Source organism: Nocardioides sp. (assembly GCF_041600255.1).
GTDB lineage: Bacteria > Actinomycetota > Actinomycetes > Propionibacteriales > Nocardioidaceae > Nocardioides.
The window spans coordinates 1-14,758 of the sequence record NZ_JBFIKK010000085.1 but is presented as its reverse complement, the minus strand read 5'-3'; the positions used below and the strand labels follow the sequence as shown (position 1 = coordinate 14,758).

At 72.2% G+C, this 14,758-nt stretch carries 16 protein-coding genes; 10 read left to right on the top strand and 6 right to left on the bottom strand.

What is annotated here, in order from left to right:
• Both ABZE72_RS11095 and ABZE72_RS11090 read left to right on the top strand, forming a co-directional pair.
• A partial coding sequence (locus tag ABZE72_RS11095; protein ID WP_372729090.1) for an enoyl-CoA hydratase-related protein occupies nt 1-486 on the top strand: 486 nt, incomplete at its 5' end.
• Nucleotides 487-522: 36 nt separating this feature from the next.
• Complete coding sequence (locus ABZE72_RS11090) at nt 523-1,188, top strand: response regulator (protein ID WP_372729089.1); 666 nt, start codon at nt 523-525, stop codon at nt 1,186-1,188.
• Between the two features lie 4 nt (nt 1,189-1,192).
• Here the strand turns inward: ABZE72_RS11090 and ABZE72_RS11085 are convergent, their stop codons facing one another.
• Nucleotides 1,193-2,755 (bottom strand): GAF domain-containing protein, encoded by a 1,563-nt coding sequence (locus ABZE72_RS11085; RefSeq protein ID WP_372729088.1) that lies wholly within the window; start codon nt 2,753-2,755, stop codon nt 1,193-1,195.
• Nucleotides 2,756-2,810: 55 nt separating this feature from the next.
• Nucleotides 2,811-3,248, bottom strand: coding sequence for a pyridoxamine 5'-phosphate oxidase family protein (locus ABZE72_RS11080; protein WP_372729087.1), 438 nt, complete (start codon nt 3,246-3,248; stop codon nt 2,811-2,813).
• Between the two features lie 106 nt (nt 3,249-3,354).
• Here ABZE72_RS11080 and ABZE72_RS11075 point away from each other — a divergent pair, with 106 nt between their 5' ends.
• Entirely contained in the window at nt 3,355-4,254 is a 900-nt protein-coding gene (locus ABZE72_RS11075; protein WP_372729086.1) for a universal stress protein, read from the top strand.
• Between the two features lie 2 nt (nt 4,255-4,256).
• On the opposite strand, the gene ABZE72_RS11070 is transcribed toward ABZE72_RS11075, so the two are convergent.
• Entirely contained in the window at nt 4,257-4,658 is a 402-nt protein-coding gene (locus ABZE72_RS11070) for a YchJ family protein (RefSeq protein WP_372729085.1), read from the bottom strand.
• Nucleotides 4,659-4,721: 63 nt separating this feature from the next.
• On the opposite strand from ABZE72_RS11070, the gene ABZE72_RS11065 reads away from it, so the two are divergent.
• Both ABZE72_RS11065 and ABZE72_RS11060 read left to right on the top strand, forming a co-directional pair.
• On the top strand, nt 4,722-6,110 hold the full coding sequence (locus ABZE72_RS11065; RefSeq protein WP_372729084.1) for a magnesium chelatase: 1,389 nt from the start codon (nt 4,722-4,724) through the stop codon (nt 6,108-6,110).
• Nucleotides 6,107-8,143 (top strand): VWA domain-containing protein, encoded by a 2,037-nt coding sequence (locus ABZE72_RS11060; protein ID WP_372729083.1) that lies wholly within the window; start codon nt 6,107-6,109, stop codon nt 8,141-8,143. The genes ABZE72_RS11065 and ABZE72_RS11060 overlap by 4 nt, the downstream gene beginning before the upstream one ends.
• A 310-nt stretch (nt 8,144-8,453) precedes the next feature.
• On the opposite strand, the gene ABZE72_RS11055 is transcribed toward ABZE72_RS11060, so the two are convergent.
• Nucleotides 8,454-9,305: an ABC transporter substrate-binding protein gene (locus tag ABZE72_RS11055; RefSeq protein ID WP_372729082.1), complete on the bottom strand. Its 852-nt coding sequence runs from the start codon at nt 9,303-9,305 to the stop codon at nt 8,454-8,456.
• Nucleotides 9,306-9,341: 36 nt separating this feature from the next.
• On the opposite strand from ABZE72_RS11055, the gene ABZE72_RS11050 reads away from it, so the two are divergent.
• The 5 genes from ABZE72_RS11050 to ABZE72_RS11030 are packed head-to-tail and all read left to right on the top strand — an operon-like array spanning nt 9,342 to nt 12,538.
• Nucleotides 9,342-10,124 (top strand): sulfite exporter TauE/SafE family protein, encoded by a 783-nt coding sequence (locus ABZE72_RS11050; protein ID WP_372729081.1) that lies wholly within the window; start codon nt 9,342-9,344, stop codon nt 10,122-10,124.
• Nucleotides 10,121-10,753: a YigZ family protein gene (locus ABZE72_RS11045; protein WP_372729080.1), complete on the top strand. Its 633-nt coding sequence runs from the start codon at nt 10,121-10,123 to the stop codon at nt 10,751-10,753. Before ABZE72_RS11050 ends, ABZE72_RS11045 begins: the two co-directional genes overlap by 4 nt.
• A 52-nt stretch (nt 10,754-10,805) precedes the next feature.
• Nucleotides 10,806-11,342, top strand: a complete 537-nt coding sequence (locus ABZE72_RS11040; RefSeq protein WP_372729079.1) for a DinB family protein — start codon at nt 10,806-10,808, stop codon at nt 11,340-11,342.
• Nucleotides 11,339-11,833 (top strand): N-acetyltransferase family protein, encoded by a 495-nt coding sequence (locus ABZE72_RS11035; protein WP_372729078.1) that lies wholly within the window; start codon nt 11,339-11,341, stop codon nt 11,831-11,833. The genes ABZE72_RS11040 and ABZE72_RS11035 overlap by 4 nt, the downstream gene beginning before the upstream one ends.
• Before the next feature lie 42 nt (nt 11,834-11,875).
• A complete protein-coding gene (locus ABZE72_RS11030; RefSeq protein WP_372729077.1) occupies nt 11,876-12,538 on the top strand; it encodes a hypothetical protein in 663 nt (220 codons plus the stop codon).
• Nucleotides 12,539-12,577: 39 nt separating this feature from the next.
• Here the strand turns inward: ABZE72_RS11030 and ABZE72_RS11025 are convergent, their stop codons facing one another.
• Together ABZE72_RS11025 and ABZE72_RS11020 are read right to left on the bottom strand one after the other, a co-directional pair.
• Complete coding sequence (locus tag ABZE72_RS11025) at nt 12,578-13,915, bottom strand: ABC1 kinase family protein (RefSeq protein WP_372729076.1); 1,338 nt, start codon at nt 13,913-13,915, stop codon at nt 12,578-12,580.
• A 138-nt stretch (nt 13,916-14,053) separates the two neighbouring features.
• Nucleotides 14,054-14,758 (bottom strand): HNH endonuclease signature motif containing protein (locus ABZE72_RS11020; protein WP_372729075.1); only part of this gene is annotated, 705 nt, incomplete at its 5' end.

Sequence of the window (14,758 nt, the reverse complement as noted above, 5' to 3'; positions counted from 1 at the left end):
GCGGCGATCAACGGGGCGGCGATCGGGGGAGGCCTCTGCCTGGCGCTGGCCTGCGACCTGCGGTTGGCGGCTCCGTCGGCGTACTTCCGGGCGGCCGGGATCAACAACGGGCTGACCGCCAGCGAGCTGGGGCTGAGCTTCCTGCTGCCGCGTGCGGTCGGGTCGACCCGGGCGGCCGAGATCATGCTCACCGGTCGCGACGTCCTGGCCGGCGAGGCCGAGCGGATCGGCCTGGTCTGCGCGGTCGAGGACGACGTGGTGGCCGCAGCCGTGGCGATGGGGCAGCGGATCGCCGGCTTCTCCCAGCCCGGGATCGAGCTCACCAAGAAGTCCCTGCACGCGGGCATCGCCGCCACCTCGCTGGAGGCCCACATGACCTCCGAGGGGCTCGGCCAGTTCTACCTGCGCCTGCTCACCGACAACTTCGAGGAGGCCACGCTGGCCCGCAGGGAGCGGCGCGCGCCACGCTTCCGGGACACGCGGTAGTCGTCCGGACGGCCGAGTCGGTGTAGAACGGACCCCATGGTGGGGGAGAAGAAGATCCGGGTCTATCTGCTCGACGACCACGAGGTGGTGCGCCAGGGGTTGCGCGCCCTGCTCGAGGCGGCCGGTGACATTGAGGTGATCGGCGAGTCCGGCTCGGCGGTCGAGGCGACGGCGCGGATCCCCGCGTTGCAGCCCGACGTCGCGGTGCTGGACGGCCGGCTGCCGGACGGGTCCGGCGTCGAGGTGTGTCGTTCCGTGCTCGCCGTCGACGCCGGGATCCGGGCGCTGATCCTGACCTCCTACGACGACGACGAGGCGCTCTTCGCCGCGATCATGGCGGGCGCCTCCGGTTACGTGCTCAAGGAGATCAAGGGCTCCGACCTGGTCGGCGCGGTCCGCCAGGTCGCGGCCGGGCACTCACTGATCGACCCGGCGCTGACCGCGCGCGTCCTGGAACGCGTCCGCAACCCGCAGGTCACGGCACCCGAGCTCGCGGCGTTGACCGAGCAGGAGCTCAAGCTGCTGGCGCTGATCGCGGAGGGGATGACCAACCGCCAGATCGCCGAGCAGATGTTCCTCGCCGAGAAGACCGTCAAGAACTACGTGTCGAGCATCCTCGCGAAGCTCGGTCTCGAGCGGCGTACCCAGGCGGCGGTGCTGGCCTCGAAGCTCCTCGACCCGAGCGCCCACCCGCACGCCTGAGGGTTCACCCGACCGGGACCGCCCAGGTGAGCAGGGTCCCGTGCGGGGACGCCTGGCTCACGTCCAGCGAGCCACCGAAGACGCCGGCGCGCTGCCGGGCGTTGCGCAGGCCGTTGCCGGTGAAGCTCGACGGCGGCCCCACCCCGTCGTCGGAGACGCTCAGCCGCAGCGTCCCGTCCGCCACCTCCAGCGTGACCTCGACCGCCTTCGCGCCCGCATGCCGGGCGACGTTCGAGAGTGCCTCGCGCAGCACGGCCAGCAGGTGTTCGAAAAGCTCGGGCCCGACCGCGGTGTCCAGTGGACCCGAGGTGGTCAGTCGCGGGGTCACCCCCAACGTCTCGCCGTACTCGTGGATCAGGGCGGTGACGGCATGGCGCACCGACCCCGGGTTGCGGTCCTGCAGCTCGAAGATCGTGCGCCGGATGTCGCGGATGGTCTGGTCGAGGTCCTCGACGGTCCGGTCGATCCGCGCGATCACCTCCGGGTGCTCGGCGGCCGCCCGGATGCTCTGCAACTGCATGCCGCTGGCGAAGAGCCGCTGGATGACGACGTCGTGCAGGTCGCGGGCGATCCGCTCGCGGTCCGAGATGACCGCAAGCTCCTCGCGATCGGCCAGCGCCTGGGCGCGGTCCAGGGCGAGGGCGGCCTGGTCGGCGAAGGAGGCGAGCAGCTCGCGCTCCTCGTAGGCCAGGGGTCCGTGCCCCGCCTCGAAGAGGGTGACCAGGGCGCCGCCGCGAGCCAGGTGTGCCCGGAGCGGGATGACGACCGCGCTCAGCTCGCCGACCTCCACCTCCGAGGGGCCGCCGGCGGAGTCGAGCCGGCGGTCCAGCTCGTCCAGGGCCGTGTCGATGCGCGCGGCATCGTGGTCGTCGGCGGCGGTCGTGCGACTCGTCGACCCCGGGGCGGGGTCCACGATGGCGGTCGCCACGGCTCCCGAGACCGATCGCGCCACCTGGGCGATCCGGTCGAGGGCGTCGGTCGGGTCGATCGGCGGTTGCAGCGCCTCGGTCAGCTCGGCGGAGGCCTCGAGCCACTGGCGGCGTCGCTCGCTGAGTCCGAAGGCGCGGGCGTTGTCGATGACGTAGCCGGCCGCGGCGGCGAGGGCGCCGACCAGGAACTCGTCCTGTTCGGTGAAGCCGGTGCCGCCCTTCTTCTCGGTCAGGTACAGGTTGCCGAAGACGGTGCCGCGGATCCGCACGGGGACACCGAGGAACGAGTGCATCGGCGGGTGGTGGGCCGGGAAGCCGTACGAGCTCGGGTGCTCGTGCAGGTCGTCGAGCCGCAGCGCCTCGGGCTGCTCGATCAGCAGGCCGAGGATGCCCCGGCCGTGGGGAAGATCGCCGATCTGTGCACGCTGGTCGGCGTCGAGACCGGTGGTGATGAAGTCGCTCAAGCCCCCGCGCCGGTCGACCACCCCGAGCGCGGCGTACTGGGCGCTGGTCAGCTCGGCGGCGGACTCGACGATGCGCGCGAGCACACTGTGCAGGTCGAGATCCGAGGAGATCGCGATGACGGCGTCGAGCAGAGCCTGGGCGCCCCCCGGAAGGGCCTGGCGTGAGTCGGTCACGCCCCCAGTGTGGGCCATCCGCACGGCTCAGACCATGCGCGTCACACCCCGCGGGTCACACCACGCGCCGCACGCCGCCGGCACGCGTGTCCCAGCCCTCGCCGAGGCGCCGCCCGGAGAGCTCGGACCAGGTGAGCCGCAGGTAGAGCGCCCGCACCCCGGTCGCCCAGGGCCGCGGGTCCCACACCTGCTGGATGTGGTCCAGCTCGTCATCGTCGGTGACGAACTCGCCACGGCCGCGGGCGACGACGCTCCAGCCGTGCTGCTGCTCGTGGTCGACGTGGTCGACCTCGAAGGCGAGCGTGGAGTCCCGGCCGTACGTCCCGAGCAGGCTGTACGCCGACGTGCGGACCACGATGGAGTCGTCGACGACGGCGTAGTTGACCGGCACGATGTGCGGACCGTCGGGGGTGGAGACGGCAATCCTCCCCACGACCCCGCTGTTCAGGAGGGTGCGGCACTCCTCGGTGCCCAGGACGAGTGAATCAGCCATGGCTCCATCGTGCGTGCCGGGCCGAGGCGAGGTCAGGGTCGAGGGTCCCGGGCAGTGGGGCCCTTCGCCTGTGGGCCGACGGGGGCACGGGGCGCAGGCTTGCAGCATGGACACCAACACACAGGTCTCAGGATCCATCGTCGTCGGCATCGACGGCTCGCCGTACGCCGACCAGGCACTGGAATGGGCGGTCGACCAGGCGGTCGCCGAGCGCCGCCCGCTCACCATCGTGCACGCCAACCTGCTGGACGCGACGTGGTGGATGGACCAGGCCGGGATCGACCACCGTCGGGTGATCGAGGCGATCAAGGAGAACGCGGCCGACATCCTGGCGGCCGCCGCCACCCGCGCCCGGGAGCTCGGACCCGACCTCGAGATCCACGAGGAGCTCCGCCTGCAGGATCCGCGCGAGGCCCTGCTCGCCGCCTCCGAGCACGCCGCGATGATCGTGATCGGCTCCCGAGGCAGGGGGCCGGTGCGCAGCCTGGTGCTCGGCTCGGTCAGCGCCGCCGTCGCCAAGCACGCGCACTGCCCGGTCGTGGTGCTGCGTCCCCGCGACACCGAGATCGAGCGCGAGGGCGTGCTCGTCGGCGTCGACGGCACGGAGCACTCACGCAACCTGTTGGAGTTCGCCTACCGCCAGGCGTCGGTGCGCCGGATGCAGCTGACCGTCATGTACTGCTTCTGGGACGCCCGAGGCGCCCTCGAGGGGCCCACGCTGGTGGCCGAGGACGACCAGGAGCACGACGACATCCGGCTGCTGCTCTCGGAGTGCATCAGCGGGATGGCCGAGAAGTTCCCCGACGTGGTGGTGCGCCCGCAGCTCGCGAGAGGTCTCGTCGACGAGTGCCTGGTGGCCGCCGCCGGCCGGGTGGACCTCCTGGTGGTCGGGAGCAAGCCGCGCAACCGCATCGTCGGCCTGCTGCGCGGTTCGACCGCCACCTCCGTCCTGGAGCACGCCCAGGGCGTCATCGCCGTCGTGCCCGAGACCACCGAGGACCACTGACGTCAGTCGGCGGACTCCTCGGCGTCGCGGTAGACCCAGCGGCCGGCCCGTCGCTCGAAGCGGCTCCGCTCCCGCTGGGCGTCCGGCACCCCGGCTCGCAGGTAGTGGGCGACGAACTCCACGATCCCGGTGTCGTCGTCGGGTCCGCCGTCGACCACGTCGAGGATCTCGAGCCGCGTCCAGGTGCGGGTGGTGTCCGGAGTGAGGTCGTCGGGGCGGGTGCGTGGGTGCCAGCTGCGGAAGAGATGGTCGGTGTCGCCGAGCACGAACGCGGCGTAGCGCGACCGCATCAGCTCCAGCGCGGTCACGGCCTGGGCCGCCCCACGGTGCAGCCGGCCGCAGCACGCGTCGTACGTCGACCCGGTGCCGCAGGGGCACGGCTGCTGGAGGGCCGAGGGAGTCACCCGGGCACGCTACCGGTCGCCGAGACGCCGCCCCGGCGTGGTGTGCGGGCGTAGCGTGAGCACGTGACCTCTGCACCCCACCCCACGACCGTCGGCGAGCTCCGGGCGTCCGGACACGAGCTGAAGACCCTGCGCGCCGAGATCCGCGACAACCTGCTGGCCGCGCTCCGCGAGGGCCGCGACCCGTGGCCCGGTCTGCACGGCTTCGAGGCCACGGTGATCCCGCAGCTGGAGCGCGCCCTGATCGCGGGTCACGACGTCGTGCTGCTGGGGGAGCGCGGCCAGGGCAAGACCCGGCTGCTGCGGACGATCGTGGGGCTGCTCGACGAGTGGACCCCGGTGATCGCGGGTTCCGAGCTCGGCGAGCACCCCTTCGACCCGATCACCCCGGTCAGTCGCCGCCGCGCCGCCGAGCTGGGTGAGGAGCTGCCGGTGGCGTGGAAGCACCGCGACGAGCGGTACGCCGAGAAGCTGGCCACCCCGGACACCTCGGTCGCCGACCTGATCGGTGACGTGGACCCGATGAAGGTCGCCGAGGGGCGCTCCCTGGGGGACCCGGAGACGATCCACTTCGGGCTGATCCCGCGCAGCCACCGCGGGATCGTCGCGATCAACGAGCTGCCCGACCTCGCCGAGCGGATCCAGGTCGCGATGCTGAACGTGATGGAGGAGCGCGACATCCAGATCCGCGGCTACGTGCTGCGGCTGCCGCTCGACGTGCTGGTGGTGGCCAGCGCGAACCCGGAGGACTACACGAACCGCGGCCGGATCATCACCCCGCTCAAGGACCGGTTCGGTGCCGAGATCCGCACCCACTACCCGACCGAGCTCGACGACGAGGTGCGCGTGATCCGGCAGGAGGCCGACCTGGTCGCCGATGTCCCGGACCACCTGATCGAGATCCTGGCCCGCTTCACCCGGGGGCTGCGCGAGTCGTCCTCGGTCGACCAGCGCAGCGGGGTCAGCGCCCGGTTCGCGATCGCGGGCGCCGAGACCATCGCGGCGGCTGCCCTGCACCGGGCCACCAGCCAGGGCGAGGATCCTGCGGTCGCCCGGGTGGTCGACCTGGAGACCGCGGTCGACGTGCTCGGCGGGAAGATCGAGTTCGAGTCCGGGGAGGAGGGCCGCGAGCACGAGGTGCTCACCCACCTGCTCCGCACCGCCACGGCCGAGGCGGTGCGGCACCACTTCCGCGGCCTCGACTTCGCCCTGCTGGTCGAGGCGATCGACGCCGGCGCGCTGGTCACCACCGGCGAGCAGGTCACCGCCCGCGACTTCCTGGCCGGCCTGCCGGTGCTCGGCGAGTCCGAGCTCTACGACGAGGTCTGCCAACGCCTCGGCGCCACCAACGACGGGCAACGGGCCTGCGCCATCGAGCTGGCCCTGGAGGGGCTCTACCTGGTGCGCCGGGTCGGCAAGGAGTCCGGCGGGGGAGAGACGGTCTACGGATGACCGACCGGCCGGATCCGCATCGCGCCCGCTACGGCCGCTTCACCGGCGGCCCGGACCCGCTCGCCGCGCCGGTCGACCTGGCCGAGGCGCTCGACGCGATCGGCCAGGACGTGATGGCCGGCTACAGCCCCGAGCGGGCGATGCGGGAGTTCCTGCGCCGGGGCAGCCCCGAGCGGACCGGTCTCGACGACCTGGCCCGGCAGGTGGCCGCCCGGCGTCGCGACCTGCTGGAGCGCCACCAGCTGGACGGCACCATGCAGGAGGTTCGCGAGCTGCTGGATCGTGCCGTGCTCGCCGAGCGCAAGCAACTGGCCCGGGACCTCGACGACGACGCCCGCTTCGCCGAGCTGCAGATCGAGAGCCTGCCGCCGTCGACCGCGGCCGCGGTCAGCGAGCTCAGCGACTACCCCTGGCGCAGCCGTGAGGCCCGCGAGGCCTACGAGAAGATCAAGGACCTGCTCGGGCGCGAGCTGCTCGAGCAGCGCTTCCAGGGCATGAAGCAGGCCCTGGAGAACGCCTCGGACGAGGACCGGGCCGCCGTCGACGCGATGCTCCGCGACCTCAACGACCTGCTGGCCGCGCATCGCCGCGGCGAGGACACGGCCGAGCAGTTCGAGCAGTTCATGGACCAGCACGGCGACTTCTTCCCGGAGAACCCGCGCTCGATCGACGAGCTGCTGGATGCGCTGGCCCAGCGTGCCGCCGCGGCCCAGCGGATGCGCAACTCGATGACACCCGAGCAGCGCGCCGAGCTGGACGCGCTGGCCAGTCAGGCCTTCGGGTCGCCCGAGCTGATGCAGTCGCTCGCCGAGCTGGACGACAACCTCCGCTCACTGCGACCCGGCGAGGACTGGGGCGGGTCCGAGGGGTTCGAGGGCGAGCAGGGGCTGGGCCTGGGCGACGGCACCGGCGTACTGCAGGACCTGGCCGACCTCGACGCCCTCTCCGAGCAGCTCTCCCAGTCGTACGGCGGAGCCCGGATGGAGGACCTGGACCTCGACCGACTGGCCCGACAGCTGGGGGAGGAGGCCGCGGTCGACGCGCGCACGCTGCAGCAGCTCGAGAAGGCGCTGCGGGAGACCGGCTACCTGAAGAAGGGCTCCGACGGCCAGCTGCGGCTGAGCCCGAAGGCGATGCGGCAGCTCGGCAAGGCGTTGCTGCGCGACGTGGCGCAACGGATGTCCGGCAGGCAGGGGCAGCGCGACCTGCGGCATGCGGGAGCGGCCGGCGAGCGCTCGGGAGCGACCCGGGAGTGGGCCTTCGGCGACACCGAGCCGTGGGACGTCACCCGGACGGTCACCAACGCGGTCGTCCGGACCCTCTCCGAGGGGGGCTCGGCGCGTGCGGGTGTCCGCCTCGACATCCGTGACGTCGAGGTGACCGAGACCGAGGCCCGCACCCAGGCGTGCGTGGCGCTGCTGGTCGACACGTCGTTCTCGATGGCGATGGACGGCCGCTGGGTGCCGATGAAGCGCACGGCGTTGGCGCTGCACACCCTGATCACCTCACGGTTCCGTGGCGACGCCCTGCAGCTGATCGGCTTCGGCCGGCACGCGGAGGTGATGGAGATCGAGCAGTTGACCGCGCTCGACGCGATGTGGGCCAAGGGCACGAACCTGCACCACGCCCTGCTGCTCGCCAACCGGCACTTCCGCAAGCACCCGAACGCCCAGCCGGTGCTGCTGATCGTCACCGACGGGGAGCCGACCTCGCACCTCGAGCCGGACGGCGAGGTCTACTTCTCCTACCCCCCGCACCCGCTCACCGTGGCCTACGCCGTCCGCGAGCTCGACAACGCCGGTCGGCTCGGGGCGCAGACGACCTTCTTCCGGCTGGGCGAGGACCCGGGCCTGGCCCGCTTCATCGACTCGATGGCCAGGCGGGTCGACGGCCGCGTGGTCGCCCCCGAGCTCGACGACCTGGGAGCGGCCGTGGTCGGCTCCTACCTCGGCTCCCGGTCGCCGGGCGGCGGCGGGCCGGGCGGGCACTACGGCGACTGGTTCGGCGGTCGCGGCTTCTGGGTCGGCGACTGAGTCACCACTCGCTGAGTCCCCACCGCCGGCGCCTCTTCCTTGGCGCACGGCTGGGTAATGACGCCCGCATTCGCGCGCAGTCGGGGGCCTGGTCCGGTCGCTCGAGCTGGTCGGTCGCCAGGTTGCGCACCATCAGCTCTCGACGCAGTCGCCACCCGTTGACGACGATCTCGCAGTCGCAGAAGACACCCACCCCGCCCAGCAATCGCGGTCGATAGGTCGGAGTCGGGGAGGAGGCGGGGATCCCTCTGGGGCGCGTTCGTGGTGGTGTTGTCCCTGGCTCCGTTGTAGACCGGAGGACCGACCCTGCTCAGGCGTCGGGGTGCAGGAAGCCGGCCAGCTCCTCGACCCCGTCGACCAGGCGGGTGCCCGGCCGGGCCCACAGGCCGTTCGCGTCGACCGGGTGCAGCCGGACCCCGGGCGGCAGCAGCCCTGAGGCGGCCAGTTCGTCTGCCTGGGCCGTCGCGCCCGCCAGGTCGTAGCCGCACGGTGCCACGACCACCACGTCCGGCTCCGTGGCCCGGACCTGTTGCCACGTCACCTGCACCGACTTCTCCCCGGCCGTGCCGAGCACGCACTCACCCCCGGCGGCCTCGATCATCTCGGGAAGCCAGTGGCCCGGTGCGTACGGCGGATCGGTCCACTCCAGCAGTAGCACCCGCGGGCGCGCTCGCCCCGCGACCCGGCGTCGTACGGCGTCCAGCCGTGCCCGCTGCGAGTCGACCAGGGCGGCGGCCGAGGACTGCCGGACGGTCGCTTCGCCCAGGGTGAGGATCGAGGCCAGGACGTCGTCCAACGAGTGCGGGTCGACGGTGAGGACGCGGGCGTCGCAGCCGAGGTGGGCCAGAGCGTCGTCGACGACCGAGACATCGACGGCGCAGACCGCGCAGAGGTCCTGAGTGACGACGAGGTCGGCCTCCAGCCCGGCCAGGGCGCCCTGGTCGAGGCGGTAGAGGTCCTCGCCCCGCGCTGCGGCTGCGGTCACGAAGGCGTCGATCTCCACCGGGGTCAGTCCGTGCGGCATCGAGGTCGAGGAGACCACCCGTCGGGTCCGGGCCTCGGCCGGGAAGTCGCACTCGAAGGTGACGCCGACGACGTCGTCGCCGGCTCCGATCGCGAAGAGGATCTCGGTGGTCGCTGGCAGCAGGGAGACGATCCGCACACCTCACCGTAGCGACGCCCGCCTACGATGCCGGGCATGGGTGACGTGTCGTGGGAGGTGCTCGCCCTGCTGGCCCTCGCGGGCCTGACCGCCGGCTTCGTGGACGCGGTCGTCGGCGGTGGCGGCCTGGTCCAGCTGCCCGCCCTGCTGCTCGGGCTCCCCGGCGCCTCCCCGGTGCAGGTGCTGGCGACCAACAAGCTCGCCTCGATCTGCGGCACCAGCGTCAGCAGCGCGACGTACTACCGCCGGGTGGGACCCGACCCGAAGACCTTCGTGCCCTTGATGCTGCTGGCCTTCGCGGGCTCGATCGGCGGTGCCCTGGTGGCCACCCAGATCCCCCGGTCCGCGTTCGACCCGATCGTGCTGGTCGCGCTGGTGCTGGTCGGTGGCTACGTGCTCTTCAAGCCCGCCCTCGGCGGAGCGACACTGCTGCGGTTCTCGGGGCACCGGCACACCGCCGCGGCGATGGCGACCGGGCTGGTGATCGGCTTCTACGACGGTGCGCTCGGCCCCGGCACGGGCAGCTTCTTCGTCTTCACCCTGGTCGGGCTGCTCGGCTACAACTTCCTCGAGGCCTCCGCCAAGGCGCGGATGGCGAACTGGGCGACCAACCTGGCCGCGCTCTGCATCTTCGTGCCCGCCGGTGCCGTGCTCTGGAAGGTCGGCCTGGTGATGGGCGCCTGCAACCTCATCGGCGGTTACGTGGGTGCCCGCACCGCCGTCGCCCGGGGGTCGCGCTTCGTGCGGATCTTCTTCATCGCGATCGTGTCGGCGTTCATCGTCCGGATCGGTGGCGACGTCTTCGGGTTCTGGGGATGAGCCACTACCTCACCCTGGCGCGGGACGGCGTGGCCGAGATCGAGGTCAAGCGGTCCCGCTTCCTGTGCACCGTGGAGCGGGTGGGGACCGAGCAGGCTGCCCGCGCCGTGGTCGAGCGGCTGCGCAAGCAGCACGGGGACGCCCGACACCACTGCTCGGCCTTCGTCCTCGGACCGGACGCGGCGGTCGAACGCTCCAGCGACGACGGCGAGCCGGCCGGCACGGCGGGTGCCCCGATGCTGGAGGTGCTGCGCGGTCATGCCGGCGAAGGGGTGAGCGACGTGGTCGCCGTGGTCACCCGCTGGTTCGGCGGCACGCTGCTGGGCGCCGGCGGGCTGGTGCGCGCCTACGGCGACGCCGTACGCGCCGGGCTCGAGGTCGCCGGCACGAGGCGGCGCGAGCTGGTCCGGGAGCTCCGACTGGAGCTGGGACATGGCGACGTGGGTCGGGTGGAGAGCGAGCTGCGCACCCGCGGGGTCGCCGTACTCGACACGACGTACGGCGCGCAGGTGGGGCTGCTGCTCGGAGTCTCGCCGGGCGACGTCGCGCAGCTGCACGCCTGGATCGCCGAGCTGACCGGCGGCACTCTCGTGGCGGAGCCGGTCGGCGAACGCTGGGTGGATCGCTAGGCGAGCCGAAAGTGGGGCGACGGGGGCTGGCGGTCCGGTTAGCGTGGCCGCCATGACGACCGATCGGATCGACCCGCCCCTCGCAGCCGACGAGGTGCCCACGCTCCTCGGCTTCCTGAACTTCCACCGCGACACCCTCCGGACGAAGACCGAAGGCCTCGACGCCGAGCAGCTCGCCACCAGGCTCGCCCCGTCGACGATGACGCTGGGCGGGATGCTCAAGCACCTCGCCCTGGTGGAGGACTACTGGTTCACCTCGGTGCTGCAGGGCCGCCCGGCCTCCGAGCCGTGGGATGCGGTCGACTGGGACGCCGACGAGGACTGGGACTGGAACAGTGCCGCCGAGGACACCCCCGAGCAGCTCCGCGACCTGCTGGACACCGCCATCGAGCGCTCGGACCGGGTCATGGCCGACGCGCTGACCGATGGCGGACTGGAGACGCTCTCGGTGAAGGAACGGCCCGTGCGGCACGGCGGCGGCCGGTTCAGCCTGCGCTGGATCCTGGTCCACCTGATCGAGGAGTACGCCCGGCACAACGGGCACGCGGACCTGATCCGCGAGTCGATCGACGGGGTCACCGGCGAGTGAGCGACGTCCGGATCCGGGCCGCCACCGAGGCCGACTGGTCACGCATCTGGCCGTTCTTCGCCGCCACGGTCCGGGCGGGCGAGACCTATGCCTTCCCGATGGACCTCACCGCGGAGACCGGCCGGCCGTGGTGGTTCGCGTCGCCGCCCGGCTGCACGGTGGTGGCCGAGGCGGACGGCGTGGTGCTCGGCAGCGCCACGATGGGCCCGAACCGTCCCGGTCACGGCGACCACATCGGCACGGCGTCCTTCATGGTCGCGCCCGCGGCGCGGGGACGAGGCGTGGGGCGACTGCTGGCCGAGCACGTCGTGGCCTGGCATCGCGAGCAGGGCTACCGAGGCGTCCAGTTCAACGCCGTCGTCGAGACCAACACCGCAGCGGTCGCGTTGTGGCAGTCGCTCGGCTTCGAGATCGTGGGCACCGTGCCGGGCGCCTTCCGCTCGCCGCAGCACGGGTACGTCGGTCTGCACGTGATGTTCCTGCCGCTGTGAGTCGGAGCCGGCTGCGGCTGCACCTCGCCTAGGCTGCCCGGGGTGAGCACTCCTGCGTCGGATGGGTCCGGGCCGCCGTTGTCGACGGGCACGCTCTGCTACCTCTTCGGCGACCGGGTGGCGAAGCCGGCCGGGCGGTTCGGCGGAACCGTGGTGCCCCATGCCGGGGTGAAGGTCTCGCAGGCAGACCTGGCGGCGCTGGTGCTGGCGGTGTCGTTCTGGGGACTGCGTGAGCAGGGAGTCCTGCGGTTGACCCTCACCGTGCGCAGGCGGTTCGGGTTCGTCGTGCGGCGGCGCATCGAGCTGGTGGCCACGCCGGAGGTGACCGAGCGCTCGGGCTACGACGACCTGATCCTGGGCCAGGTCGCGCAGGGACGGACCTCGGTGTACGCCGTCGTCCGCGGCTGGTTCCGGCGTGACGTCAACGATCCGGAGGGGACGGTCCTGGCCGTCGCGGAGCGCGAGATGGTCACCCACGGGCTGGCGCGCGAGGTCGATGCCGAGCGTGGCGCGGTGGGTGGGTTCCTGCTGGGGCGCACCCGCGTCGAACCGGACCCGGACCGCATCGAGCAGCTGTGGCGGACCTTCGAGCAGACGCTCGCGGGCTGGCAGCGGTTCCAGCGCGACGAGCCCGAGCTGGCGGCGTTGCTGGTCAAGCGGTGCCACCAGGGGATCGTCAGTCGTCGCGAGTCCAGCACCTCCTGACCCCGGTGGGCCGGGCTGACTGAGGCGGGCCGGGTTGACTCAGGCGGGCTCGGCGAACCCCGGCAGCGAGTCGGTCAGGATCTGCTTGAACGGGGCCTCGGCCTCGAGCTGGCTCAGCACGCCGATCCCGCCGAGCCAGGTCCGGTGGATCAGCAGGTACGACGGTGGCAGGTTGAGCTTGAGCGCGATCGTGTAGGTCGGTGAGCGCGGGTCGTTGATCCGCTGGAACTGGGTGCGCATCCAGTCACGGGAGAACCGGAAGCTCTCCACCATTGTCGGCTCCACGAAGGGGGAGAGGTACTCGAGCAGCTGACGGGGGTCGATCGTGATCCCGTCCTTGACGAACCCCTCGTCGCGAAGACCCTGGAGGAGCTGCTCGTGGTCCTCGATCGCGGCGATCCGGATCAGCGCTCCCATCGCCGTGGGCAGCCGACCCTCGGGCAGGCGGGCGACGGCGCCGAAGTCGAGCACGCCCATCCTCCCCGGACCGCCGTCGATGCCGGGCAGGATCCGGAAGTTCCCGGGGTGCGGGTCGGCGTGCAGCATCCCGGTGCGGGCCGGGCCGGAGAAGAGGAAGCGGACGAACAGGTCGGCGTAGTGGTCGCGCTGCTCCTGACTGCCCTGGGCGATGACCGCAGCCAGCGAGGAGTCGCTCTCCATCCACTCGCTGATCAGCACGGTGTCGCCGGCGGCCAGGACGTCGGGCACCACGATCTCCGGGTCGTCACGGAACGCCTCGGCGAAGGCACGCTGGGCTTCGGCCTCGAGTCGGTAGTCCAGCTCCTCGGCGGTGCGCGCCTGGAGCTCGGCGATCAGGGGCTTGATCTCGACCCCCGGCACCAGCGGACCGATGGTGCGGGCGAAGCGAGCGAGCTGGCGCAGGTCGGCGCGCAGGGCCTCGCCGGCGCCGGGGTACTGCACCTTGACCGCGACCTCGCGTCCGTCGTGCCAGCGGCCCTTGTGGACCTGGCCGATCGAGGCGGCGGCGGTGGGCCCGCCGTCCAGCCAGACGAGTTGGTCGGCCCAGTCGGCGCCCAGGTCACGCTCGAGGGCGTCGCGGACCAGCTGCGTGGGCATCGGGGGTGCGGAGTCCTGGAGCCGGGTCAGCTGCTCGCGGTAGGGCCCGGCGATCTCGTCGGGCAAAGCGGCCTCGAGGACCGACATCGCCTGGCCGAACTTCATCGCGCCGCCCTTGAGCTCGCCCAGCGTGCGGAAGAGCTGCTCGGCCGTGCGCTGCTGGATCTCGGACAGCACGGCGTCGGCCGACTTGCCGCCCATCCGCTTGCCGAGCCCGAGAGCGCTGCGCCCGGCGTAGCTCAACGGCAGGGCGGCGAGACGCGCCGTACGTGCCGCGGCCTTGCGGGGGAGCTCGGTCATGCCCCGACAGTACCGATCTGCTCCGAATCGGGTCGTGACGGACCGCCCTGGTTCTGGGCGGGGCTGCCCGATCGCTCTGGGTGCTCGCTGACGCGTGCCGCTGCCCCGCGGATCGTGGATCGGCGGGGTGTGGGGCGGTCAGGGTTGTCGGTCCGGCGAGAGGTCGGGTCGACGGTCCGCGGGTGGTAGCCGATCTCGGCTGACGTCGGTGGTGCCGGTGGCATCGCGGAGGTAGGTGTAGCCGTGCGGGCTGTTCCACAGGAACGAGTCGGGATCGAGGCGGGTGTAGCGCCAGCGGCCGTGGGTCTTGAGCCGGTGGTGTCTGCGGCACAGCGGCGCGATGTTGTCTGAGGCGGTGCTGCCACCGGCGTTGTAGGGCTGGAGGTGGTCGCTGTCGCAGCCCCGGGCCGACCGGGTGCACCACGGGAACACGCAGGTCGGGTTGAGCAGCACCGACTGCTCGCGGATCCGGTCCGGGAACTCGTAGGCATCCACGTGGTGGTGCTCGGCCAGGTCGATCACCGGCTTGATCACCACGCTCGTGTCGGGGTTCGTGCACCAGCCCCGGACCTGCTCGACCGTGATCGGCACCCGACCGTTCTCCAGCCGGCCGATCGCGGCGTCGGCCAGGTGGACGTGCAGGACCAGCTGCTTGGGCGGCCGCGGCACCGCCGTCACCACCGCACCTGACGAGTCCTCGCCGGCCGCCAGATCGAACGACAGCTGGTGTCGAGCCAATCCAGCCAGCGCCTGGGAGCGGCGCACGTCCAGGGTCTCAGTCGAGCCCAGCTCGGCGAGAGTCTGGGCGCCGGCGGTGACGGCGAGGTCGAGGTCCATCGCGTC